General features: G+C 74.2%; 21 protein-coding genes. 10 read left to right on the top strand and 11 right to left on the bottom strand.

All coding sequences use genetic code 11. The features are described 5' to 3' along the window. The first annotated feature begins 42 nt into the window (after positions 1-42). A complete protein-coding gene (gene moaA, locus WBQ80_RS09120; RefSeq protein WP_337282528.1) occupies positions 43-1,110 on the top strand; it encodes a GTP 3',8-cyclase MoaA in 1,068 nt (355 codons plus the stop codon). After that, entirely contained in the window at positions 1,103-1,393 is a 291-nt protein-coding gene (locus WBQ80_RS09115) for a MoaD/ThiS family protein (protein WP_336572034.1), read from the top strand. Before moaA ends, WBQ80_RS09115 begins: the two co-directional genes overlap by 8 nt. 16 nt (positions 1,394-1,409) lie before the next feature. Here WBQ80_RS09115 and WBQ80_RS09110 read toward each other — a convergent pair whose 3' ends face one another. Genes WBQ80_RS09110 through WBQ80_RS09090 form a run of 5 tightly spaced genes read right to left on the bottom strand, consistent with a single transcriptional unit; the run spans position 1,410 to position 5,570 of the window. Beyond that, positions 1,410-1,706, bottom strand: a complete 297-nt coding sequence (locus WBQ80_RS09110; protein WP_336572033.1) for a helix-turn-helix transcriptional regulator — start codon at positions 1,704-1,706, stop codon at positions 1,410-1,412. Positions 1,707-1,740: 34 nt separating this feature from the next. Further along, on the bottom strand, positions 1,741-2,160 hold the full coding sequence (locus WBQ80_RS09105; protein ID WP_336572032.1) for a molybdenum cofactor biosynthesis protein MoaE: 420 nt from the start codon (positions 2,158-2,160) through the stop codon (positions 1,741-1,743). After that, entirely contained in the window at positions 2,153-3,265 is a 1,113-nt protein-coding gene (gene moaCB / locus WBQ80_RS09100) for a bifunctional molybdenum cofactor biosynthesis protein MoaC/MoaB (RefSeq protein ID WP_336572031.1), read from the bottom strand. The genes WBQ80_RS09105 and moaCB overlap by 8 nt, the downstream gene beginning before the upstream one ends. After that, positions 3,262-4,437, bottom strand: coding sequence for a molybdopterin molybdotransferase MoeA (locus tag WBQ80_RS09095; protein WP_336572030.1), 1,176 nt, complete (start codon positions 4,435-4,437; stop codon positions 3,262-3,264). Before WBQ80_RS09095 ends, moaCB begins: the two co-directional genes overlap by 4 nt. 17 nt (positions 4,438-4,454) lie before the next feature. Continuing rightward, positions 4,455-5,570 carry a ThiF family adenylyltransferase gene (locus tag WBQ80_RS09090; RefSeq protein ID WP_336572029.1) on the bottom strand — a complete coding sequence of 372 codons (1,116 nt, stop codon included), beginning with the start codon at positions 5,568-5,570 and terminating at the stop codon, positions 4,455-4,457. 128 nt (positions 5,571-5,698) lie between these two features. Here WBQ80_RS09090 and WBQ80_RS09085 point away from each other — a divergent pair, with 128 nt between their 5' ends. Beyond that, positions 5,699-6,394, top strand: coding sequence for a GNAT family N-acetyltransferase (locus tag WBQ80_RS09085; protein ID WP_336572028.1), 696 nt, complete (start codon positions 5,699-5,701; stop codon positions 6,392-6,394). A 4-nt stretch (positions 6,395-6,398) separates the two neighbouring features. On the opposite strand, the gene WBQ80_RS09080 is transcribed toward WBQ80_RS09085, so the two are convergent. From WBQ80_RS09080 to WBQ80_RS09070, 3 genes are all read right to left on the bottom strand, one after another. After that, positions 6,399-6,878: a SixA phosphatase family protein gene (locus WBQ80_RS09080; RefSeq protein ID WP_336572027.1), complete on the bottom strand. Its 480-nt coding sequence runs from the start codon at positions 6,876-6,878 to the stop codon at positions 6,399-6,401. A gap of 54 nt (positions 6,879-6,932) precedes the next feature. Then, on the bottom strand, positions 6,933-7,886 hold the full coding sequence (locus tag WBQ80_RS09075) for an arginase family protein (RefSeq protein WP_336572026.1): 954 nt from the start codon (positions 7,884-7,886) through the stop codon (positions 6,933-6,935). Positions 7,887-7,983: 97 nt separating this feature from the next. Next, positions 7,984-8,976, bottom strand: coding sequence for a hypothetical protein (locus WBQ80_RS09070; RefSeq protein WP_336572025.1), 993 nt, complete (start codon positions 8,974-8,976; stop codon positions 7,984-7,986). A 404-nt stretch (positions 8,977-9,380) separates the two neighbouring features. Here WBQ80_RS09070 and WBQ80_RS09065 point away from each other — a divergent pair, with 404 nt between their 5' ends. The 4 genes from WBQ80_RS09065 (at position 9,381) to WBQ80_RS09050 (ending at position 12,870) form a co-directional block, all read left to right on the top strand. After that, positions 9,381-11,543 (top strand): copper-translocating P-type ATPase, encoded by a 2,163-nt coding sequence (locus WBQ80_RS09065; RefSeq protein ID WP_336572077.1) that lies wholly within the window; start codon positions 9,381-9,383, stop codon positions 11,541-11,543. Positions 11,544-11,619: 76 nt separating this feature from the next. Then, on the top strand, positions 11,620-11,991 hold the full coding sequence (locus WBQ80_RS09060) for a nuclear transport factor 2 family protein (protein ID WP_336572024.1): 372 nt from the start codon (positions 11,620-11,622) through the stop codon (positions 11,989-11,991). A gap of 85 nt (positions 11,992-12,076) precedes the next feature. Continuing rightward, positions 12,077-12,484, top strand: a complete 408-nt coding sequence (locus WBQ80_RS09055) for a class I SAM-dependent methyltransferase (RefSeq protein ID WP_337282527.1) — start codon at positions 12,077-12,079, stop codon at positions 12,482-12,484. Further along, a complete protein-coding gene (locus WBQ80_RS09050) occupies positions 12,481-12,870 on the top strand; it encodes a hypothetical protein (protein ID WP_337282526.1) in 390 nt (129 codons plus the stop codon). The genes WBQ80_RS09055 and WBQ80_RS09050 overlap by 4 nt, the downstream gene beginning before the upstream one ends. Here WBQ80_RS09050 and WBQ80_RS09045 read toward each other — a convergent pair whose 3' ends face one another. The 3 genes from WBQ80_RS09045 to WBQ80_RS09035 form a co-directional block, all read right to left on the bottom strand. Further along, a complete protein-coding gene (locus tag WBQ80_RS09045) occupies positions 12,871-13,638 on the bottom strand; it encodes a GntR family transcriptional regulator (RefSeq protein WP_336572021.1) in 768 nt (255 codons plus the stop codon). It lies immediately after the preceding gene. Positions 13,639-13,766: 128 nt separating this feature from the next. Continuing rightward, complete coding sequence (locus WBQ80_RS09040) at positions 13,767-14,411, bottom strand: DUF305 domain-containing protein (RefSeq protein WP_336572020.1); 645 nt, start codon at positions 14,409-14,411, stop codon at positions 13,767-13,769. 81 nt (positions 14,412-14,492) lie between these two features. After that, a complete protein-coding gene (locus WBQ80_RS09035) occupies positions 14,493-17,990 on the bottom strand; it encodes an efflux RND transporter permease subunit (protein ID WP_336572019.1) in 3,498 nt (1,165 codons plus the stop codon). A gap of 136 nt (positions 17,991-18,126) precedes the next feature. Between WBQ80_RS09035 and WBQ80_RS09030 the strand changes: the two genes are divergently transcribed. The 3 genes from WBQ80_RS09030 to WBQ80_RS09020 all read left to right on the top strand — a co-directional run bounded on the left by WBQ80_RS09030 (position 18,127) and on the right by WBQ80_RS09020 (position 22,990). Next, complete coding sequence (locus WBQ80_RS09030) at positions 18,127-19,182, top strand: hypothetical protein (RefSeq protein ID WP_336572018.1); 1,056 nt, start codon at positions 18,127-18,129, stop codon at positions 19,180-19,182. 89 nt (positions 19,183-19,271) lie between these two features. Further along, positions 19,272-20,450, top strand: a complete 1,179-nt coding sequence (locus tag WBQ80_RS09025; RefSeq protein ID WP_337282525.1) for a chaplin family protein — start codon at positions 19,272-19,274, stop codon at positions 20,448-20,450. Positions 20,451-20,614: 164 nt separating this feature from the next. Beyond that, a complete protein-coding gene (locus tag WBQ80_RS09020; protein ID WP_336573363.1) occupies positions 20,615-22,990 on the top strand; it encodes a neutral/alkaline non-lysosomal ceramidase N-terminal domain-containing protein in 2,376 nt (791 codons plus the stop codon). Positions 22,991-23,000: the final 10 nt, after the last annotated feature.

The raw sequence follows: 23,000 nt of genomic DNA, 5'->3' as shown, positions 1-23,000 counted from the left end.
CGTGTCATAGGCCGGAAACGTGGGCCTGCGTATCGTGGGGGCATGACCGCGATCGCCCTCGGGATGCCCGCACTGCGCCGGGCGCCGTCGGCGGCGCCGTCGACCGAGGGGCGGCCGGATGTCGCCGGGCTGGTCGACCGCTTCGGCCGGGTCGCGCACGACCTGCGGATCTCGATCACCTCGGCGTGCTCGCTGCGGTGCACGTACTGCATGCCCGCCGAGGGGCTGCCCGTGATCCCCCGCGACGAACTGCTCTCCGCGGAGGAGATCGCGCGCCTGGTCGGCGTGGCCGTGCACCGCCTCGGCGTGCGCGAGGTCCGCTTCACGGGCGGCGAGCCCCTGACGCGCCCCGACCTGGTCGAGATCGTGCGGCTCAGCGCGCTGGCCGCACCCCGGGCGTCGCTCTCGATGACCACGAACGGCATCGGGCTCGACCGCAAGGCGGAGGCGCTCCGCGCGGCCGGGCTCGTGCGCGTGAACGTCTCGCTCGACACGCTCGATCGGGAGCACTTCACCCGGCTCACGCGACGCGACCGGCTCCCCGCGGTGCTCGCCGGGATCGCGGGCGCGCACCGGGCCGGGCTCGGCCCGCTGAAGGTGAACGCCGTGCTCATGCGCGAGACGCTGCACGACGCCCCCGACCTGCTGTCCTGGGCGATCGAGCACGGATGCCGCCTGCGGTTCATCGAGCAGATGCCGCTCGATGCCGACGAGGCGTGGCAGCGGGCGAACATGGTCGACGCCGACGAGCTGCTCGCGGTGCTTCGCACCCGGTTCGCCCTCGAGCCCGTGGGGCGCGAGGATCCGTCGGCTCCCGCCGAGGAATGGCTCGTCGACGGCGGGCCCGCGACGGTCGGCGTGATCGCGTCGGTCACTCGACCCTTCTGCGGGGCGTGCGACCGCACGCGCCTCACGGCCGAGGGGTCGGTGCGCTCCTGCCTGTTCGGCGACGACGAGACCGACCTGCGCGGGATGCTGCGCGCCGGCGCGTCCGACGACGAGCTCGCCGACCGGTGGCGCGCGGCGATGTGGGCCAAGAAGGCCGGGCACGGCATCGACGACCTCGACTTCGTGCGCCCGGTGCGGACGATGGGAGGCATCGGTGGCTGACGGCACGACGACCACGAGCGCGACGGAGACCGCCACGCGAGCCGGAACGGTGCTGGTCCGCTACTTCGCCGCCGCCGCCGAGGCCGCGGGGGTCGAGGAGGAGCGCCTCGGTCCGACGCCGACGCTCGGCGAGCTCCGCGACGTGCTCGTCTCCCGCTACGGCGCCCCGATGGCGCGGGTCGTGGCGAACGGCTCGTTCCTCGTCGACGGGGTGGTGCGACGCGATCCGGCGACGCCGATCGGCGCGCAGGTCGACGTGCTCCCGCCCTTCGCGGGCGGCTGAGCGCTCGGCGCGATCCTCAGTCGCGGCTCGGCCGCACGGGCAGGTCGGCGAGCGTCCTGATCAGCTCGCCCGCGGTGTGCGCGGCGTTCGACGGATGCCGCAGGGGCCGCTCGGGATGCAGGATGTAGTGGTTCCGCCGGCCGCGCCGCTCGCGTTCGAGGTACCCGGCGTCCTCGAGGTCGTTGAGGATCGTGACGGCGGCGCGCGTCGAGATGCCCACCGTCCCGGCGATGGACCGCACGGTGGCGTCGCGATCGTTGGCGACCGCGAGCAGCACGTGCGCGTGATGGGTCAGGAAGGTCCATTCGCGCATGAGCCCATCCTCGCAGCTTCGGCGCGGCGCGGCGTCAGAGGTTGACCCACTCGGTCGCACCGCCGTCGAGGTGCTGGCGCTTCCAGATCGGGGTCCGCTCCTTGATCCGGTCGACGAGCAGCGCGCACGCCGCGAACGCCTCGGCGCGGTGCGGCGCCGCGACGGAGGCGACGAGCGCGACCTCGCCGATCGCGAGCGCGCCGACGCGGTGCGCCGCCGCCACGCGCAGCCCGGTCTCCCGCGCCACCTCAGCGCACGTCTCCCTGAGGAACCGCTCGGCGTCGGGATGGGCGGAGTAGTCGAGCGCGGTGACCGCCTCGCCGTGGTCGTGGTCGCGGATGACGCCCTCGAAGGTCACGAGGGCGCCGTCCCGTCGGGACAGCACGAACGCCTCGACCGCCGCGCGGTCGATGGGCGCGTCGGTGACGAGCGCGAGCACCTCGGGCTCAGGCATGCGGGGCGCCTCCGTGCTCGAGGCGGTCGGCCTCGCCGGAGGCCTCGCCCGCGCCGCCGTGCGCGAGGTGCGCCGATCCGGGGTCCGGGTGCCGCGGATGCCGCGGCCGGGGCGCGTGGTCCCCTCCGGAGACCTGGTCGAGCAGGTGCGGCAGCAGCTCGGCGAGCACGGCCAGCCCGTCGGCGACTCCGCCCCGGGATCCCGGCAGGTTCACGACGATCGTGCGGCCGGCGACGCCCGCGAGCGCCCGGCTCAATGCCGCCGTCGGCGTCGCCGGCCGGCCCGCCGCGCGGATCGCCTCGGCGACGCCCGGAAGCTCCTGGTCGAGCACCGCGCGAGTGGCCTCGGGCGTGCGGTCGGTCGGGTTCACGCCCGTGCCGCCCGTCGTGAGGATCACCGCGGGCGCCTCGGCCACCGCGGCGCGCAGGGCGTCGGCGAGGTCGGCGTCGGCGACCACGCGCGGGGCGTCGGGCTCGAGGCCGCGGTCGGCCAGCCAGGCGGCGATCGCGGGCCCCGTGGTGTCGTCGGCCGTGCCGGCCGCAGCGCGCGTGGACGAGACGAGCACGATCGCGCGTCGGGACGGCGCGGCATCCGCGGGCTCGTCCGTGCCGTCGGCGCGGGCGGTGCCGGCGGCGCCGTCCGTTCGCCAGACGCCGCGCTTGCCGCCGCGCTTCTCGACGAGTCGGATGCCGCCCAGGGTCGCCGCGGGGTCGACGGCCTTGACCATGTCGTGCAGCGCGAGGCCCGCGACGGCGACGGCCGTGAGCGCCTCCATCTCGATGCCCGTGCGTGCGGTCGTCGTGGCGGTCGCGCGGATCGTGACGGCGGCATCCTCGAAGCCGAAGTCGATCGACACCGCGTCGAGCGGAACGATGTGCGCGAGGGGGATCAGCTCGCTCGTGCGCTTGGCGCCCTGGATGCCCGCGATGCGGGCGGTGGGCAGGACGTCGGCCTTCTTCAGCCCGTCGCTGCGCACGAGCGCGACCACCTCGGCGGTCGTGTCGAGCCGCCCCTCGGCGATCGCGACCCGGCGCGTGACGGGCTTGCCGCCGACGTCGACCATGCGCGCGCGGCCGTCGTCGTCGAGATGGGTGAGCTCGCTCATAGGTCCACGGTATCGACCGCGTCGCCCGCGTCGAGCGCCTCGACGTCCTCCGGCACGACGATGAGCAGCTCGGATGCCGCGAGCGCCGCGACGAGGTGCGACCCCGGCCCGCCGACCGGCAGGGCGCGGCCGTCGTCGGTGCGACGACCGCGGAGGAACTGACGGCGGCCGGGGATCGAGCGCACGGGCTCGGCGAGCGGCATCCGGTCGGTGCGCGCGGGCGGCAGGCCGGCGATGGCCCGCAGCGTCGGCGCGACGAAGAGCTCGAACGAGAGCTGCGCGCTCACGGGGTTCCCGGGGAAGCCGATGACCGGAGCACCCCGGTACACGGCGGTCGCCTGCGGTCCGCCCGGCTGCATCGCGACCGAGCCGACCCAGGCGCCGAGCGGCTCGAGCAGCTCGCGCACGACCTCGTACGCACCCTGCGAGATGCCGCCGCTCGTGAGGACGAGCTCCGCGCCCGCGTCGACGGCGGCGTCGAGCTCGCCGCGCAGTCGCGCGGTGTCGTCGCGGACGCGCGCGGCGTGCACGACGACGGCGCCGGCCGCGCGGACCGCCGCCGCGAGCGCGATCCCGTTCGCGTCGGGGATCTCTCCCGGTCCGGGTGCGTCTCCCGGCGCGACGAGCTCGCTGCCCGTGCTCACGACGGCGACGCGCACGCGCTCGCGCACGAGCAGCCGGGTGAGGTTCGATGCCGCGGCGGCGGCGAGGTGCCGCGAGCCGAGCCGCACGCCCGCGGGCAGCACGTCACCGCCCGCCTCGAGGTCGGACCCGGCCTCGCGCACGTACTCCCCTGCCGAGCGCGCCCGCCGGACCCGGACGCCGTCCCCGTCGGGCTCCGTGTCCTCGACGGGCACGACCGCGTCGGCGCCGTCGGGCACGGGCGCCCCGGTCATGATCCGCACCGCGGCACCGGGCGGGAGCGGCGCGGGCGAGCCGGGTGCGGCGGCCACCTCGCCGGCGATCGGGAGCACCACGGGCGCATCGGCGACGTCGGCCGCGCGGACCGCGAAGCCGTCCATCTGGGAGTTCCGGAACGGCGGCAGGTCGAGCGGCGATTCGACGGGCGAGGCCGTGACGCGGCCGAGCGCGTCCTCGAGCGCGACGACCTCCGACGGGCGCGCCCCGAGCGGCGCGAGCAGCGACCGCACGAACCGCGCGTGCTCGTCCACCGGGATCCGCTCGCGCATCAGTACCGCACCACGCCCTCGTCGACCGTGCGCGACCATGCGTCGATGCCGCCCGCGAGGTTGCGCACGTCGGCGAAGCCCGCGCCCGCGAGCATGCGCGCGGCGTACTCCGACCGCACCCCGAGGTGGCAGTACACGACGACGGATGCCGCGGGGTCGAGCTCGCCCAGCCGGTCGCCGAGCTCGCCGAGGGGGATGAGCACCGACCCCTCGATCGCGGCGATCTCGGCCTCCCACGGCTCGCGGACGTCGAGGAGCACGGGCGGCGCGGCGTCCGCCAGCTCGGCGGCGAGGGTTCGCGGGTCGAGGTCGGCCGGTCCCGTTGCGGGTTCCCCGCGGACCGCGGTCCGCGGTGTCGGGACCGGCGCCTCGCGTCCGCCTCGACCGGCGGGGGTGTCGCGTCGGTATGCGATCTCGCGCGTGCGGCCGGAGAGCGCGTCGTAGAGCGCCACACGCCCGAGCAGCGGCTCGCCGATCCCGGTCAGCAGCTTGAGCACCTCGCTCGCCATGAGCCCCCCGGTCACCGTGCACACCGAGGGGAGGATGCCGTCGATCTCGCAGCTGAGTCCGGCGTCGCCCGGCGGCTCGGGGAACAGGTCCCGGTACGACACGCCGCGGGCCTCCCACGAGACGCCGACCTGCCCGCCGAACCGCGCCGCCGAACCCCACACCAGCGGGATGCCGGCACGCGCGGCCGCCGCGTCGGCCACGTAGCGCGTGAGGATGTCGTCGGTGCCGTCGACCAGCAGGTCCGCGCCGGCGAGCAGTCCGTTCGCGTTGGTCTCGTCGAACCGGCGGGGCACGGGCACGACCGCGGTGGCCGGCGAGAGCGCGGCCGCGGCATCCGTCGCCGACTCGACCTTCAGCCGCCCCACGTCGGCGGGAGCGTGCATGATCTGGCGGTGCAGGTTGGTCTCGTCGACGCGGTCGTCGTCGACGAGCGTGAGGCGGCCCACCCCGGCCGCCACGAGGATCGGCACCACGGCGCTGCCGAGTCCGCCCGCACCGAGGAGGACGACGTGCGCCTCCGCGAGGCGTCGCTGGCCGGCCGCACCGACGCCGGGCAGCACCCGCTGGCGTGCGTACCGCGGCGAGGAGGGGTCGAGTGGCGGCATGCCTCGATTCTCGCAGCCCGCCGGGAGGTCCGGACCGGAATCGGTTCTGTCAACCCGTCGGATATGAGGCGCTCTCACAGGCGGGATTCCGCGAGAATAGGGGCAATGCGACCACGAAGGGGCCGCCGATGAGTCGAACGGGTGAGGGGCCACCGAAGCGCGAGGCCGGCCTCGGGCATGTGATCCGCTCGCTCCTGCCGCGTCGGCCGCGGTTCATGCGCGGCGCGCGCATCGCCGATCCGGTCCGATCGCCCGTGATCCGCACCGAGCGCCTGCTCCTGCGCCCGCACCGCCTCGCCGACGCCGGCATCTGGTACGCCTGGCAGTCCGACCCCGCGGTCATCGAGCACCTGTCGTGGCCGCTCCGCACGCGCGCCGAGTCGTTCATCCACCTCATGCACCGCACGCGCCACACGCGGCTCGAGCAGCTGAACGACTTCCTGGCCCTCGGCGTGGAGTACGAGGGCACACTCGTGGGCGACGTCTCGCTGCACCTGCGCTCGCTCGACCCGGCGACCCGTCGTCTCGAGATCGGCTGGCTCGTGGGGCCCGAGTGGCAGGGCCGCGGATTCGCCCGCGAGGCCGCCGAGGGCATGCTCGGGCTCGCGTTCGACCGCCTGCACGCCGCCTCGGTCGAGGCCGTCATGACCATGGGCAACGAGGCGTCGCTCCTGCTCGCGACCCGGCTGGGCTTCGAGGAGGTCGGCGAGCGCGACGGCGAGCGGCTCACGGTGCTCACCGCCGAGCGCTACCGCGCCCTGCGCCGCGACCCGTCGTCGGGCGGTGCCGCCGACGGCGGCGAGACCGTTCCGCCCGCGGCGTGATCGCTCAGCGCGGGGTGTCGAGGCGCACCTCGGCCGGCTCCGCGTCCGGCACGTCGGCCCACGACCGCGCGTCGAACCGGAACTCCGCGACGGCGCACGTCGGCATGTGCTCGATCTCGCCCGAGAGCCGGAACGCGAGGTGCGACATCCCGGGATCGTGCGCGACGACCATCGCCGTCGTCAGGGCGTCGTCGAGTTCGGCGACCACGTCGAGGATCGTCTCGGCCGACGAGCCGTAGAGCCGGTCGTCGAGCACGACGGCGGTGCCGACGTCGAGCGCCTCCGCGATGGCCTCGGCGGTCGTGCGCGCTCGCACGGCGGTGCTCGACAGGATCGCGTCGGGCGACGTGCCCCGTTCGCGGAGCCGCCGGCCCATCTCGGGGGCGTCTCGTCGGCCGCGGTCGTTGAGCGGCCGGTCGTGGTCGGAGAGCGTCGGATCGTCCCACGCCGACTTCGCGTGGCGGACCAGCACGAGCGTCTTCATGCGCCGAGTCTGCCACCGGGCCGCCGCCACGTCACGGTCGCGGGTCCGCGGCCGTCACCGGCGCAGCGCCAGCCCGGCGGCGAACTCGAGCACGCACAGCGCGGCGAGGCGCACGGTGCGACCGTCCGCGACGTCCGTCGTCGCGTCGATCTCGACGAGGTCGGCCGAGCGCACGCGAGGGTCGGATGCCGCAGCGCGGACCAGCGCGCGCAGCTCCCACGCCGCGAGTCCGCCGGGGACCGACGCGGGGCAGGCCGGCGCGACGCTCCGGTCGCACGCGTCGACGTCGACGTCGAGGTGCACGGGGCCGCCCGCAGCGCCCGCGATCTCGAGCGCCTCGGCCATGACCGCCGCGGGGCGCCGGTGGTGCAGCTCGTCGCGGTGGACGACGGTGATGCCCAGATCGGCGGCGCGGCGCGCGTACGCCGCGGAGTTCGCGAAGTCCTGGATGCCGACCTGGACGATCCGGCTCGGGTCGAGCCCCGCCTCGACGAGCCGCCGGACGGGCGAGCCGTTCGAGACGCCGTCGCGCAGGTCGAAGTGGGCGTCGATCGTGACGAGCCCGGCCCGGCCGAGGTCGTCGCCCCATGCGCCGAGGGCCGTCGCGAACGTCGCCGAGTTGTCGCCGCCCAACGCCATGATCGCGTCCGAGCGCGCCAGCACCTCGGCGACCCGCTCCCGCGTGCGCGCCTCGCCGGCCTCGCCGTCGGGGTCGCGGACGTCGCCCGCGTCGACGATCCGGAGCTCGCCGAGGTCGACCGGCCCGGGAGCCGGGTCCGGCGCGAGGTCCCGCGACCGGTCGGGAACCAGGGCCGGGCTGTACCTCCGGAGCGCGCCCCGGATCGCGGCGGGCGTCGCGTGCGCCGCGGTCGGCGAGAGCGACGTGCGGAAGGCGGGCACGCCGAGCAGCGCGAGGTCGGCTCGGACGTCGGCCGGCAGGTCGTCGAACGCCGGCCGGTCGCCGGCCCGCGGCCAGAGCGGATCGTGCGAGAGTCCCGTCGCGGTCATGCGACCGACGCTAGCAACCGCGGATGCCGCGACCCGGGACGCGCGCGTCGCCCCCGTCCGCGATCCCGGACGACGCGGGGCCCCCGCGACGCGGTGCTCAGGCTCGGAGCGCCGCCAGGAGCTCGCGTTCCCGAGCCGCGTCGAGCCCCGCCCGGCGTTCGCGGTCGAGGCCGGCCTCCCGCTCCCACGCGAGCACGTCCGCCAGGAGTTGCCGCGTCGACCGCAGCCGGAGGCCCTCGCGCACCGCGGCCGCATTCGAGCGGTCCAGGAACGCGTTCCAGGTCGGATCGGCGACCCACAGCGGAAGCGAGTCGGGCCCGGACCACTCGGCGACGCCGAGCTCCGCGAGCCGGTCGCCGGACACCGCCACGACCTCACCCCCGCGACCCCCGAGCTCCCGGGACGTCGCGAGCCAGTCCGCGAACGTCGTGCGCTCCCCGACCGCGTCGAAGGTGCCCGCCAGGCCGTGCTCGACGCCGTCGAGCACGAATCGCACGAGGTCGCGCACGTCGATCGCCTGCACCGCGGCATCCGGGATGTCGGGGACGAGCATGGGCTCGTCGCTCCGCGCCGCGCGAGCGACCCAGTAGCCGGCTCGATCGCTGGGATCGCCGGGGCCCGCGATCAGCCCGGGTCGCACGATGAGCAGTCGACGCGGCCGCGCCGCACGCCACGCCGCCTCGCACGCGACCTTGCCCTCGCCGTAGGTCTCGGGCTCGGCCCGGTCGGCCTCGAGCGCCGGCAGGAGGGCGGCGGACTCGTCGGCGCCGGGCTCGTCGTGCCGGGCGTAGACGCTGACCGACGACACGAGCGTCACGTGCCCGGCGCGGGCCCCGAGCGCTGCCGCCGCACCGCGCGCATGACCGGGCTGCCGCGTGAGGTCGATCACCGCGTCCCAGTCGGACCCGGCGACCTCGGCGTAGGGGCCCTCGCCCGGCCCGTCGCGGTCGCCGACCACGAGTCGGGCGCCTGCCGGGACCCCGCCCGCCCCGCCGCGCGCGAGGCAGGTCACCGCGTGCCCGCGCTCGATCGCCTCGGCGGCGATCGCACGTCCGAGCCACTGGGTTCCGCCGAGGATGAGCAGGTCCATGCCGTCATCCCAGCACGCCCGAGCCCGCGGGCGCGTGCGTGTTCACCCAGCGCGTACCGGTGCGGCTGCGGCGTCCGCGCGTCGTCGCCCGGCCAGGCGGATGCCGGCTTCAGCGGCATCCAGCGGGGACGCTGCCGTCGCGTGCAGGGCCGCAGCAGCACGTCGGGCGCCATTGCCGAGCCCCACGAGGTCGCCACGCTCGTGCCGGCGGGCGGGCGGCATCGTCTTGCGCTCGAAGCGCCGCCCGGCGGGAATGGATGCGCGTCGTGAGCGTTGTGGATAATACCCCCTAGGGGTATGCTTCACCGCAGGACAGGGAAGGCACCATGGACACGAGCTCCGGATCGCCCGCACGCGACCGCCACGGCGGCGACGACGCCGCCGCACTCGCCGAGGGGCACGAGATGCATGCCGGGCACGAGGCGCATGCCGGGCACGACCCGCACGCCGGGCACGACCCGCACGCCGGACACGACCCGCACGCCGGGCACGACCCGCACGCCGGACACGACCCGCACGCCGGGCACGACCCGCACGCGGGCCACGCCGGGCATTCCGGCCACGGCGACCACGTCGGCCGGTTCCGCCGGCTCTTCTGGATCATGCTCGTCATCGCCGTCCCGACGATCGCGTTCTCGGGCATGTTCGCCGGTCTCATCGGCTACGAGCTGCCCGACGACCCGATCGTGGCCTGGATCCCGCCGGTGCTCGGCTCGGTGCTCTACTTCTGGGGAGGATCGCCCTTCCTCACGGGCGCGTGGTCGGAGTTCAAGGCCCGCAAGCCCGGCATGATGCTCCTCATCGGCCTCGCCATCACCGTGGCCTACGTCGCCTCGCTCGGCGCGAGCCTCGGGTTCTTCCCGCACCACCTCGACTTCTGGTGGGAGCTCGCGCTCCTCATCGTCATCATGCTGCTCGGCCACTGGATCGAGATGCGCTCGCTCGCCGCGACCTCGTCGGCGCTCGACGCCCTCGCGGCGCTGCTGCCCGACGAGGCCGAACGCGTGGTCTCGACGGGCTCGACCGGCTCTCCCGGGATCGAGGTCGTCTCGCCCTCCGACCTCGTCATCGGCGACATCGTCATCGTCCGCCCCGGCGGCCGCGTCCCGGCCGACGGCGACGTGGTCGACGGCACCGCCGCGATGGACGAGTCGATGATCACGGGCGAGTCCCGCACCGTGAGCCGTGGTCCCGGCGACCGGGTCGTCGCCGGCACGGTCGCCACCGACACCGCGATCCGCGTGCGCGTCGGGGCGATCGGCGACGACACCGCCCTGGCCGGCATCCAGCGGCTCGTCGCCGAGGCGCAGGCCTCCAGCTCGCGCGCGCAGCGCCTCGCCGACCGCGCCGCGGGATGGCTGTTCTGGTTCGCGCTCGTCGCCGCCGCGATCACCGCGGTCGCCTGGTGGTACGTCGGGCTCCCCGACGAGGGCGTGATCCACACCGTCACCGTGCTCGTGATCGCGTGCCCCCACGCGCTCGGCCTCGCCATCCCGCTCGTCGTGCAGATCGCGACCGAGCGCGCAGCCCGCGGCGGCGTGCTCGTGACCGACCGGCTCGCACTCGAGACCATGCGCACCGTCGACGCGGTGCTCTTCGACAAGACCGGCACCCTGACCAGGGGCGAGCCCGCGGTGACGGATGCCGCGACGGCACCCGGACACGACCTCGACGAGGTGCTCGCGCTCGCGGCATCCGCCGAGCACGACTCGGAGCACCCGCTCGCGAAGGCGATCGTCGCCGACGCGGGCCGGCGCGCACTCGCCCTGCAGGCGGCATCCGCGTTCGAGGCGTCAGCCGCGGTCGGCGTCACCGCCCGTGTGGGCGACCGCGAGGTGCACGTGGGCGGGCCGGGCATGCTCGCCCGCGAGGGCCTCGAGCCGCTCGTCGAGTCGCACGCGTGGGCCGATGGCGGCGCCACCGTGCTGCACGTGGTCGTCGAGGGCGAGGTCGCCGGTGCACTCGCGCTCGCCGACGAGATCCGGCCCGAGTCGCGCGAGGCCGTCGACGCACTGCACGCGCTCGGCATCCAGGTCGTGATGATCACTGGCGACGCCGAGACGGTGGCGCACACCGTCGCCGTCCAGATCGGGATCGACCGCGTCTTCGCGGGCGTCCGCCCCGAGGACAAGGCGGCGAAGGTGCAGGAGCTGCAGCGCGAGGGCCTCTCGGTCGCGATGGTCGGCGACGGCGTCAACGACGCCCCGGCGCTCGCGCAGGCCGACGTGGGCATCGCGATCGGTGCCGGCACGGATGTCGCGATCGCCTCCGCCGGGGTCATCCTCGCCTCGAGCGACCCGCGCTCGGTGCTGTCGGTGATCGAGCTCTCGCGGGCGTCGTACCGCAAGATGCAGCAGAACCTGTGGTGGGCGGCCGGGTACAACCTGGTGTCGGTGCCGCTCGCGGCGGGCGTGCTCGCGCCCATCGGGTTCGTGCTGCCGATGTCGGTCGGCGCCATCCTCATGTCGCTGTCCACGGTCATCGTCGCGGCGAACGCGCAACTGCTGCGCCGGCTCGACCTGCGACCGGAGGCGTCGGCGAAGGCCGTGCTCGAGCGTACCGGGTGACTCCGGCGGGGCGGATCGTCGCGCTCGCGTCCGGTCCGCCTCGGCGCGCGCCTGCCGACGGGCGTAGGCTCGCGGCATGGAAGACGAGTCCATCGCCGTGCTCGTGACCGGAGCCGAGCGCCGACTGCTCGAGCCCGAGACCCGACGCGACGCCAGCGCCCTCGAGGACCTGCTCCACGAGTCGTTCCGCGAGATCGGCCGCAGCGGGCGGCTGTGGACGCGCGACGAACTCATCGACGTGATGACCGGACCCGACGCGGTCGACCTGCAGTCGGCCGTGGTCACCGGCGAGCACGTCGAGCTCGTGGCGTCCGATCTCGCGCTGCTGACCTACACGCTCGACGCCGACGGCATGCGGAGCCGCCGGAGCTCGCTCTGGCGGATCGCCGGCGACCGCCCGCGGATGCTGTTCCACCAGGGGACGCCCCTCGGCCCGCACGTCGGCTGACGCCGTCGAACCCGGAGCCCGCCGCCATCCCGCACGGATGGCGGTCGGATCCGAGGCCGTGGGACCCGGCCGGGAGATTCGAGCGGTGACGGACTCACTGCGCGATGAGACGAGGCGCGGAAGCGACCTGCGGAGACTCACCGTCGCCGACGGCGGAGCCGATGCCGTCCTCGCCTGGTACTCGATCATCCACACCCGACACGACGATCTCGCCGGCGTCTGCGCCGAGTTCCGCCGCGTCCTCCGACCCGACGGCGCTGTCCCGCCCATGTCGATGGCTGCGATCCTGATGTCGCCCTCGACCGTGATCGTCGCGGCCGACGCCCAGCTGCTGCGCCGCCTCGATCTCCGGCCGGAGGCGTCCGCCAGGGCGGTGCTCGAGCGGGCGGGACCCGCCGTGTCGGGGGTGGACTGTAGCCTCGCGCTGTGGCCACCCTCGACGACGTGCGGCGCCTCGCCGACGCCCTGCCGGGCAGCGAGGAGCGAGCGATGACCGGCGGAGCGGCCTGGTTCGTCCGCGGCCGGTTGTTCGCGTGGGAGTGCCATCCGTGGCCGAGCATCCCCGACGACGTGCGCCGGGTGATCGCGAGCGAGCTGGTCGTCGGCGTGAAGGTCGCCGACCGCGTCGACGCCCTCGCCCTCGTCGAGATGGCTCCCGACGTGTTCCTCCGCACCACGACCTCGTGGGGCGAGCCGAAGGTCGCCTTCCGCATGGCCGGCATCGAGCACGATCACCTCGTCGAGCTCGTGACCGAGGCGTGGCGCGTGCAGGCGCCCGAGTACCTGCGACGCGAGCACGACGACGCCGACGAGCAAGGCCGGCCGCCCGCGCCGGACGCGACGATCAGGGCGCCGGAGCCGCCGGCATCGCGAGCGTGATCATCGGCGCCGCGCCTCGGTGCTCGGGTGCGACCGCCGCAGGGGCGTCCGGCGGTCGACCTCGTTCTCGATGGTGAAGGTCGCGAGCTCGGGCCGGTAGCGGTCGTCGGCGTACGAGAGGGGCCGGCGCGCGGTGTCGAAGGTGATCCGGCGCTCCCTCAGGAGCGGGCTCCCGGCGCCGACGTCGAGGACCTCGGCGTCGAGGGGATTCGCGGCGACCGCGTCGATCGTGTGCCGCGCACGGCGGAGGTCGACGCCCTTCCCGATGAGGTGGGCGTGGAGGGAGCCGCGATCCGCGTCCATGTCGGCGAGCAGCGCCCCGATGTCCGGGGCGAACGACGTGCGCTCGACCATGGTCGGCACGTCGTCGAGCAGCCGCACGCGCACCACCTGCACGACCGACGCCCCCTCGTCGAGCCCGAGCACGCCCGCGACCGCGGACGGGGCGGGACGCCGTGCCGCCTCGATCGTCCGCTGTCCCGGAGTGCGACCGATCGACCGGGCCCACTCGGTGAAGGAGGAGAACGTCGAGAACGGCTGCGAGGGCACCACCCGCGCGACCACGGGAGCACGCCCGCGCCCCCCGACGATGTAGCCCTCCTCGCGCAGGGCGAGCAGCGCGCGCCGCACCGGGCCGCGCGAGGTGCCGAACTCGCGGCACAGCGCGGCCTCGCTGGGCAGCCGCATGCCGGCCGTCCACGTCCCGCGCCCGATGCGCTCGCGCAGCGCGTCGTGCACGTGTTCGTGGAGCGGCACCTCGGTGGACATGCATCGAACGTACGGACTCCGCATCGCGCCGCGAGTGGGCGCAACGCGACCTTCCGGTGAAGGTTCGGTGAACCGCGATGCGCGCGGGACCGCCCGGGACCGTGGTCGACCGTGCGAACGGCGCCTCGTCAGCGGCCGAGCAGCTCCTCCATGCGCTCGATCTCGGCCGTCTGCGACTCGATGATCGACGCCGACAGCTCGAGCGTGTCCTCGTTCTCGCCGTTCTCCTGATGCTGCTCCGCCATGGCGATCGCGCCCTCGTGGTGCTCGATCATGCCCTCGAGGAACAACCGCTCGCCGGTCGCGCCATCCGCCGACTCGATCTCGTCCATCTCCTCGTCGGTGAGCATGCCGTCCATGCCGCCGTGCCCGCCGTGCCCGCCGTCCATCATGCTCGGGACGCCCCACTCGTCGAGCCAGTCCTCCATCTGCTCGATCTCCGGGCCCTGTGCGGCCTTGATCTCCTCGGCGAGCTCGGCGACGTCCGGGGCGACCCCCTCCTTGTCGAGGATCAGGTCGCTCATCTCGATCGCCTGCTCGTGGTGCGGGATCATCATCTGCGCGAACATCACGTCGCCCTGCGAGAAGTCCTCGGTGGACTGGGAGCCGCCCGACATGCCGCCCATGCCGTCGTGGTCGCGATCGGCGTCCCGATCGGGCGTCACGATGACGCAGCCGCCGAGTCCGGCGACGAGCAGTGCGGCGACGGCCCCCGTCATCGCGAGCCGGCGGGCTCCCGCGACCGAGTACGGCGACCGGTTCGGATGGCGCATCAGCGGACCTCCGCGAGGATGGGGAATGATACCCCTCAGGGTACTCCTCGAACGCAGGTACGCGCCCGCTCGCCGCGACTCCTAGACGCGGGGCTCGACGGATGCCGCGCCATCCGGACGCTCGGTCGCCGTCGTCGCCGCCGTGGGCGACGCCGCGCCGGTCTCCGCCTCACGAGCCGCTCGCTTGACCCGGCGTCGCTCGCGCGAGCCCTCGACGAGGTCGTACAGCGCGGGAAGGACGAGCAGCGTCAGCACCGTCGACGACAGCAGGCCGCCGATCACGACGAGCGCGAGCGGCTGGGAGATGAACCCGCCGCTGCCCGTGAGGCCGAGCGCGAGCGGCAGCAGCGCGAAGATCGTCGCGAGCGCCGTCATGAGGATCGGCCTGAGTCGCCGGGACGCGCCGTGCAGCAGCGCGTCCCGCACGGTCATGCCGCGATCGCGGTACTGGTTCACGAGGTCGATGAGCACGATGGCGTTCGTCACCACGATGCCGATGAGCATGAGCACGCCGACCAGCGACGCGACGCCGAGCGGAATGCCCGTCGCGACCTGCAGCAGGATCGCGCCCGTCGCGGCGAACGGAACCGAGACGAGCAGCAGCAGCGGCTGCAGGAGCGACCGGAACGTCGCCACCATGACGATGTACACGATGAGGATCGCCGCGAGCAACGCGAGGCCGAGCTGCGAGAACGACTCCTGCTGGTCGGCCGTGACGCCGCCGATCGACGCCGACGTGCCCTCGGGCAGGTCGACCTCGGCGACCGCGGCCTGCACCTCGGCGCTCGCCGTGCCGAGGTCGTCGCCGTCCGGCGTCGCGGCGACGGTCGCGCTCCGCAGGCCCTTGACGGTCGTGACGGACGCCGGCCCGTCGGCCTGCTGCACGGTCGCGAGGGAATCGAGCCGCACGGTGCCCGCCGGCGTCGGCACGGGGAGCGCCGAGAGCGCCTCGATCGTCGTGGGCGGCTCCTCCGCCGCGAGGTAGATGGTCAGCGTCTGCTCGTCGATGACGATCGATCCCGCCGACTGCGGCTGCATGGAGGCCGACACGATGCCGCCGAGCGCCGCCTCGGAATAGCCCGCCTCGGCAGCGGCCGTGCGGTCGATCGCGACCGCGATGTAGGGCCGGGACTCCTCGAGGTTCGAGGTCACCTGCGTCAGCGAGTCGAGCTCGGCGAGCTCGTCGACGACGGCCTGCGTCGCCGCGCGCAGGTCCTCCTGATTGGAGGCCGTGATGTCGACCTCGATGTCGCTCGACGCGCCGAAGCCGCTCTGGGCCGTGAGCGTGAGCTCGCCGACGTCCTCGAGGTCCTCGAGCTCGGCGCGCACCTCGGCCTGCAGGGCCACCTGGTCGGCGCCCTCATCGGTCGTGACGTTGTACGCGACGGTGTCGCCGCTGCCGCCGAACGCGGCGAGCGCGCCGCCGCCGGTCGCGGTGCCGATCGACGCCTGCACGGTCTCGACGCCCTCGACCCCGCGGATCGCCTCCTCGACGGGCACCGCCGCCTCGGCGAGGGCGGTGAGGCTCGAGCCGACGGGGAGCTCCTGGGTGACGCGGAAGGTGTTCTGCCCGCTGTCGCCGAGGAAGTTCGTCTTCATGAACGGCGCGAGCGCGACGGTGCCCGCGAGCACGAGCACGGCCGCGATGATCGTGATCGCCGAGTGGCGGAGGGTCCAGCCGAGGACCGGCAGGTAGCCCTTCTGCAGTCGCGAGGGGTGCTCGAGCTCGTCGACGGGTGCGCCGGCCCCGGCCGGGCGGGCGGATGCCGCGGCGCCGGGCGGCGTCGCGGTCGCGGTGGCGGGCGCCGCGGCGGGCGGCGCCGCCGTCGCCGACCCCGGCTCGGGCTTGGGCTTCGGCCGCAGTCCCGTGCCGCCGTCGGGGTCCCGCAGCTCGGGGGCGAGCCACACGTCGTCGACGAATGCGGCCGCGGCCGCGGCATCCGCCTCGGTCTGCCCCTTCGCCGGCTTGGCCGGCTTGAGGAACCAGTACGCGAGCACGGGCACGATCGTGAGGGACACGAGCAGCGACGCGAGCAGCGCGATGGTGACCGTGAGCGAGAACGGCCGGAAGAGCTCGCCCGTCACGCCCTCGACCAGCGCGATCGGCAGGAACACGGCGACCGTCGTGATCGTGGACGCGGTGATCGCGCCGGCGACCTCGCGCACCGCGTGGATGATCGTCGAGGCCTTGTCGACGCCCGCGACGTAGTGCCGCTTGATGTTCTCGATCACCACGATCGAGTCGTCGACCACGCGTCCGATCGAGATCGTCAGCGCGCCGAGCGTGAGGATGTTCAGCGTGTAGTCGGCGGCCTGGAGCCCGATGAACGTGATCAGCACCGAGGTGGGGATCGAGATCGCGGTGACGAGCGTCGCGCGCACCGACAGCAGGAAGACGAGGATGACGAGCACGGCGAAGACGAGGCCGAGCAGGCCCTCGACCGCGAGCGACTCGATCGACTTCTCGATGTACGGCGCCTGGTCGAAGACGACCGTGAACTCGGTGCCCGGGTTGGTGGTGTCGAGCGATGCCTGCAGGTCGGGCAGGGCGGCGGCCACCGCGTTCGACACCTCGACGGTGTTCGCCGACGGCAGCTTCGTGATCGAGATGGCGAGCGCGGGCTCGCCGTTCACGCGCGAGATGCTCGCCTGGGGGTTCGGCGCGAGCTCGACGGTGGCGACCTCGCCGATCGTGAGCGGGACGGGGACGGCCACGGTCGGGGCGCCGTCGACGCCGGGGAGGCCTTCGGCGCCGGGGAGCTCCTCGGCGCCGGGGAGCGCGCCCTCGTCGGTCGTGGGCTCGCCTTCGGGGAACTCGGGCGCCGGCTGCTGCTCGGTCGCGCCGATGAGCGGGAGCGCGGCCACGTCCTCGACGCTGCCGAGGCGCGTGCCGGCCTGCACGGCGAAGGTCGAGTCGTCCTCGGTGATCTCGCCTGCGGGAAGCAGCACGCCGTTCTGGGCGAGCGCGTCGCGGATCGCCTGCGTCGTGAGGCCGTACTGCGCGAGCGCCGCCGGGTCCGGCGTGATGACGACGCGCCGGCCCTGGTCGCCGACGAGGGTCGCCTCGCGCACCCCGTCGATGTCGCGCAGCTCCGGCAGCGTCGTGCGGCGCAGCTCGTCCGACAGCGTGGAGGGGTCCTCGGCGCCGGTCACCGCGACCGCGGTGACGGGCAGGTCGTCGAAGCTGAACGCCACCACCTGCGGGTCGACGTCCTCCGGCAGCTGCGGCGCGATGCGGTTGACCGCCGAGAGCAGCTTCTGCTCGGCGAAGGCCAGGTCGGTGCCGAAGGTGAAGCTCGCGACGACGCGCGAGACGCCCGTCGAGCTCGTCGTGGAGGTCGAGTCGAGGCCGCTGATGCCCTGGATGGCGGTCTCGATCGGCGTCGACACGTCGGCGTTGACGACATCCGGCGAGGCGCCCGGGTACGCGGTGATGATGCTCAGCTGTGGCAGCTGGATCGAGGGCGCGAGCTCCTGCTTGAGGTTGGTGAGCGCGATGCCCCCGAAGATGGCGACCACGATCGTGACGAGCGCGATGAGGGCGCGATTTCGCATGCTGAGCTTCGCGAGCAGGGACATGGACTCGATTCTCTCAGCGGCGCATGCCGCCCCGAGTCCTCCGAAAGGAGGAACATCCCGCCGAGGGGATGGATTCCGATCCGCTCCCGCGATATGGTCCGAATCACCTGTCGACGACGCGCGAAGGGGGTGGGCCGTGCAGACCGCGATCGCAGTGGACCGGATGCCGCTCCTGCGCGCCGCTCTCCTCGGGTCCGGCCTGGCCGCCGCCTGGGTGGTCGTCAGCCTCGTCTCCGGGCCGTCGAGCGCCTCCGCCGACGAGCGCCCCGACGGACTCCTCGGCACGGTGGGCTCCGTCGCAGGCGTCGTCGACGGCACGGTCGACTCCGTGGTCGACGAGGTCGTCGCGCCGGTCGTCGGCGCCGTGGCCGCTCCGGTGGCCGAGACCGTCGAATCGGTCGTGCCGGTCGCCCCGACCCCGGTCCGGCCCGTCATCGCCGCCGTCCCGCCGGTCGTCGAGACCGCGACGGATGCCGCGGGCGGCACGGTCGACGCCGTCGACTCGATCGCGACCGGCGTGGTCGCCGAGGTCGGCGGCGCGGTCGGCGACCTCGCCGGCGGCTCGCCGGTGTCCGGGATCGCCGACCCCGTCATCGGGACGATCGACGGCCTGACGGGCGCACTGCCGGTCATCGGACCGGTGCTCGGCGACCAGACGCTCGGGGGACTGCTCGGACCGGTCGTCGACGGAGTCGACGGCACGATCGGTGCGGTCGTGGGCGACCTCGGGCCGCTGCCCGACGGCGGCATCCTGCCCTCGCTGCCCGACCTCGGGATCCCACCCGTGGTCCCCCCCGGCACCGTGGATCCGGCCGACCCGGGTTCCGTCCCCGCCGAGGCGTCTCCCGGGGCCCGGGACGGCACTGCCGATCCGGTGACACTGCGGGGCGATGCCGGCGCACGCGGGCCCGCGTCCGACGCCCTCGGCACCACGGGCGTCAATGGGGCGTCGGCACTCGGCGCGATCGCGCCCGCCACGGGTTCGCCCGGCGGCGGGTCCGACGCCCCGCTCGGCACGGGCGCGCCGTCCGGCGGCTCCGCCGCGGGCACCTCCGGGTCCGGCGGCATCGCCGGATCCGACGCGGCCTTCGCCGCCCACGATCTCGACGCACTCGCGTCGCTGGTGCTCCACGCGGTCGACGACGCGCTGCCGTCGTCCCCGGTCTACGACACCGACACCACCCCTGACTGACGGGTGCCGTTCCGCCGCTCCGCCGGCGGAAGACGGTCGCCGCTGCCATCCGGCAGCGCGCACACCTAACCAGTTCAGGAGTACGAATCATGAAGCGATACGTCTCGAGGGCGCTGTACGCGACCCTCTTCACCGGGGGGCTCATGCTCCTCGGGGCCGGCGTGGCGAACGCGTCGGAGACCACGGGCGAGGACGGGATCCTCTCGGGCACCCAGCTCGGGATCTCGGTCGAACTGCCCGTGACGATCAGCGGCAACGCGGTCTCGGTGATCGGCGACTCCGAGTCGTCGGATGCCTCCACCGAGGTGTCGACGGGTGACTCGGCCGGCTGGTCGAGCCCCGTCGCCGTCACCTCGGGCGAGGACGGCATCGGCTCCGGCAGCCAGGCGATCGTCGAGGTCGCCGCACCCGTGACCGTGGGCGGCAACGCCGTCTCGGTCGTGGGCGACTCGTCCTCGAGCGGCGCGACCACCGAGGTCGCATCGGGCGGCGGCGCGGGAGACGCGGATGCCGCCACCTCCGGCGAGGACTCGATCCTCGGCGGCACGCAGGGAATCGTGGACGTCTCGGCCCCCGTGACGATCGGCGGCAACGCCGTCTCGGTGATCGGCGACTCCTCCACCGAGGACGCCCGCACCGAAGTCACCACCGGACCGGGCTCCGGCTCGGACGGCGACGCCTGGACCTCCGGCGAGGACTCCATCCTCGGCGGAACCCAGGTGATCCTCGACGCCGTCGCGCCCGTCACCATCGGCGGCAACGCCGTCTCGGTGATCGGCGACTCCTCCACCGAGGACGCCCGCACCGAGGTCACCACCGGACCGGGCTCCGGCTCGGGCGGCGACGCCTGGACCTCCGGCGAGGACTCCATCCTCGGCGGAACCCAGGTCCTGCCGGACCTGTCGCTGCCCATCACCATCGGCGGCAACGCCGTCTCCGTGATCGGCGACTCGTCGACCGGGGGCTCGACGACGATCGTGAACCCGACCGACCCGACCGACCCGACGGACCCGACCGACCCGACCGACCCGACCGACCCGACCGACCCGGCGCACCCGTCGACCCCCGGCACGCCGGGTGACGGCGGCCACGCCGGCACGTCGGACGCCGGTTCGACGGTCGCGTCGGCGGGCACGCCGATCGCGGCGGGCGCGGACGCGCTCGCGTCGACCGGCCTCGACGCCGGGTTCTGGGAGCGGCTCGCGCTGATCCTCCTGCTGACTGGCGCCCTGCTCGTCGGGATGCGGCGGTTCGCCGTCCGCCGCTGATCGGGTGACGGCCCGGCGCCGCCCTACCGGCGCCGGGTCGACCCGCGGCGGCGCCCGCTCGGTCGACCGCGACGCGCCGTCTCCCCAGCAGGCACTCGTCGGGTGGCGACGAGTACGTTGTGCCCAACCTGCCGCCACGAGGCGGCGGCCATCGGAGGGTGCTCGTGGAGATCACGAATCGGTTCGGCGAACCCGTCTGCGTCTACCAGTACACCCCCGGCGACCTGCTCTGGGCGCTGACGGTGGACGGCGGCCCTCCCCTGGCCCTCGCCCACTCGGAGCTTCCGATCCACGTCGGCGGGATGAAGGAGCTGTTCGATGCCGGTCACCTCGGCGTCAAGCGAGGCGTCGGCGGCCCCCTCGCCGCATTCGAGCCCTACCTCGGCACGCCCACCTCGGAGGTCTACCCCTCCGACGCGCAGCTGGAGATCGACGCCGCGGGCGAGATCGTCTGGTTGAACCGGCCCCGCGAGGCCGATCCCACGCCGCGACTGGACGAGGAGGAGCTGCGTCGTCCGCTTCCCGACGCCGACGGCTACGTCGTGGGAGTCGGGCTGGCCGAGGTGACGGATGCGGCGGCGTACCACGACGGCAGCTCGCTGCCCCTGCAGGGCTGGGCCGACCCCGGCCAGCTCAGCTCCGGCGTCGAGTCCCCGCTGATGGCGCGGGCGTTCATCGTCGGCGATCCGTCCAGCGGAGAACGCGTCGTGCTGGTGGTGGCCGACATCTGGAGCTGCTCGATCGCGCTGAAGGAGGCGGTGATCGAGCGCCTCGGAGGCGACGGGATCCCCTACCGGATGGACAACGTGCACATCGCCGGGACCCACACCCACTCGGGGCTCGCCGGGTACACCCACCACCTGCTCTACAACCTGACGGCCGGCGGGTTCGACCCGCATGTCTTCGAGTCCCTGGTCTGCGGGATCGTCGCAGCGATCGAGCGCGCCCATGTCGACCTCGCGCCCGGGACCGTCCGCGTCAGCACGGGAGACCTGCGGGGCGTCGGGTTCAACCGGTCCCTGGAGGCGTTCCAGCGCAACCCGGAGGACGTACGACGACGCTTCCCCGAGGGCGTCGACGAGCGGATGACGCTCCTGCGCTTCGATCACGGCGATCCCCGTTCGGGCGACGCGGTCGGGATCGGCGCGATCAACTGGTTCGCGGTCCACCCCACGAATCGCGGCGAGGCGAACACGCTCGTCAACGGCGACAACAAGGGATGGGCGTCGATCCGGTTCGAGGAGCGGGCACGAGAGCTTCCGCAGACGCGGACCGGTTTCGTCGCCGCCTTCGCCAACTCCGCCGCCGGAGACGTCTCCGGCAACTTCGATGCGAGCCGCGGGGTGTTCGATCCGGTCCCCGACGGCCGGGAGGCGCTGCAGGCCCATGCCGAGCGGATGCGGGATGTGGGCGAACGACAGGCCGAGTTCGCCATGCAGCTGTTCGAGCGGGCCGAGTCCGTGCTCAAGGGGCCCATCGGCAGCGTCCACCAGCGGATCAACCTCGTGGAGCGGACCGGCGCGTGGGGCGCACTCGGCCTGTCGATGGGAGCCGGCAGCACCGAGGACGGAGGTCCGGGACCGGTCCCCGAGGGGCTCCGCCTCGATGCCGACGGCCTGCTCGAAGTGCCCGACCTCGTGACGACCGGAGCGTTGTCCGCAGTGGCGTCGTATGTGGTGGACCCCATCGTCCAGCTGCTGCTCGCGCTTCCGAACCCCGTGGCGTGGATGCACTCGCTGGCCCGTTCGGTGGCCGACGAGACCTTCGCATCCGACGGAGCCCACCATCCGAAGCCCATCATGCTCCGGACCGGTGCCACCCGGCCCAAGCCGCTCACCCCGAACGTCGTCCCGCTCCAGCTGATCCGGATCGGCGACCTCGTCCTGCTGTCCGTGCCTGCGGAGCCGACCACGGCCGCGGGCCTGGCGATGCAGAGGGCCGTCGCCAAGCGGTTCACGGGCGCCGGCGTCGGCCACGTCGTGGTCGGCGGGTACGCCAACGGGTACGCGTCGTACATCACCACGGAAGCGGAGTACCGGGCTCAGCACTACGAGGGCGCGTCGACGCTGCACGGTCCCCGCACCTGCGACGCCTACGCGGGCGCGTTCGCCGGACTGGCGAGCGCGCTGCGCAACGGCACCGCACCGGCGGCCGACGACCCGCCGCCGTTCGACGAACTCGACGCCGGCGTGTTCACCAAGACCCGCATGACGTTCCGGAACCACACCGCCGCACCGATGCGGGTGCGCATCTTCCTCGCAGACGACCGCCAGCGGAAGTGGGCGCTCTGGGCCGGAGGCGAGTTCGAGGTCGGCGCGGCACGGACCGAGGTGAGCGGCGAGGTCGTGCCCTCCGATCGAGCCCTCGTCTTCCCGCTGCACCTCGCCTGGCTTCAGCGCGTGCAGGTCGAGATCGAGTCCACCTCCCCCCGCACCGGCCGTACGACGCAGCGGACGGCGCACGCGCGGACGAACGAACTCGTCTCCCTCCTGCCCGACGGGCGGGTCGCGAGCGGCCCGTACGTCGCGCAGCGACGGTGAGCCGGTGCGA

The sequence above is a fragment of the Agromyces sp. CCNWLW213 genome (genome assembly GCF_037199545.1).
Classification (GTDB): Bacteria; Actinomycetota; Actinomycetes; order Actinomycetales; family Microbacteriaceae; genus Agromyces.
This window is presented reverse-complemented; position numbering and strand designations above follow the sequence as displayed.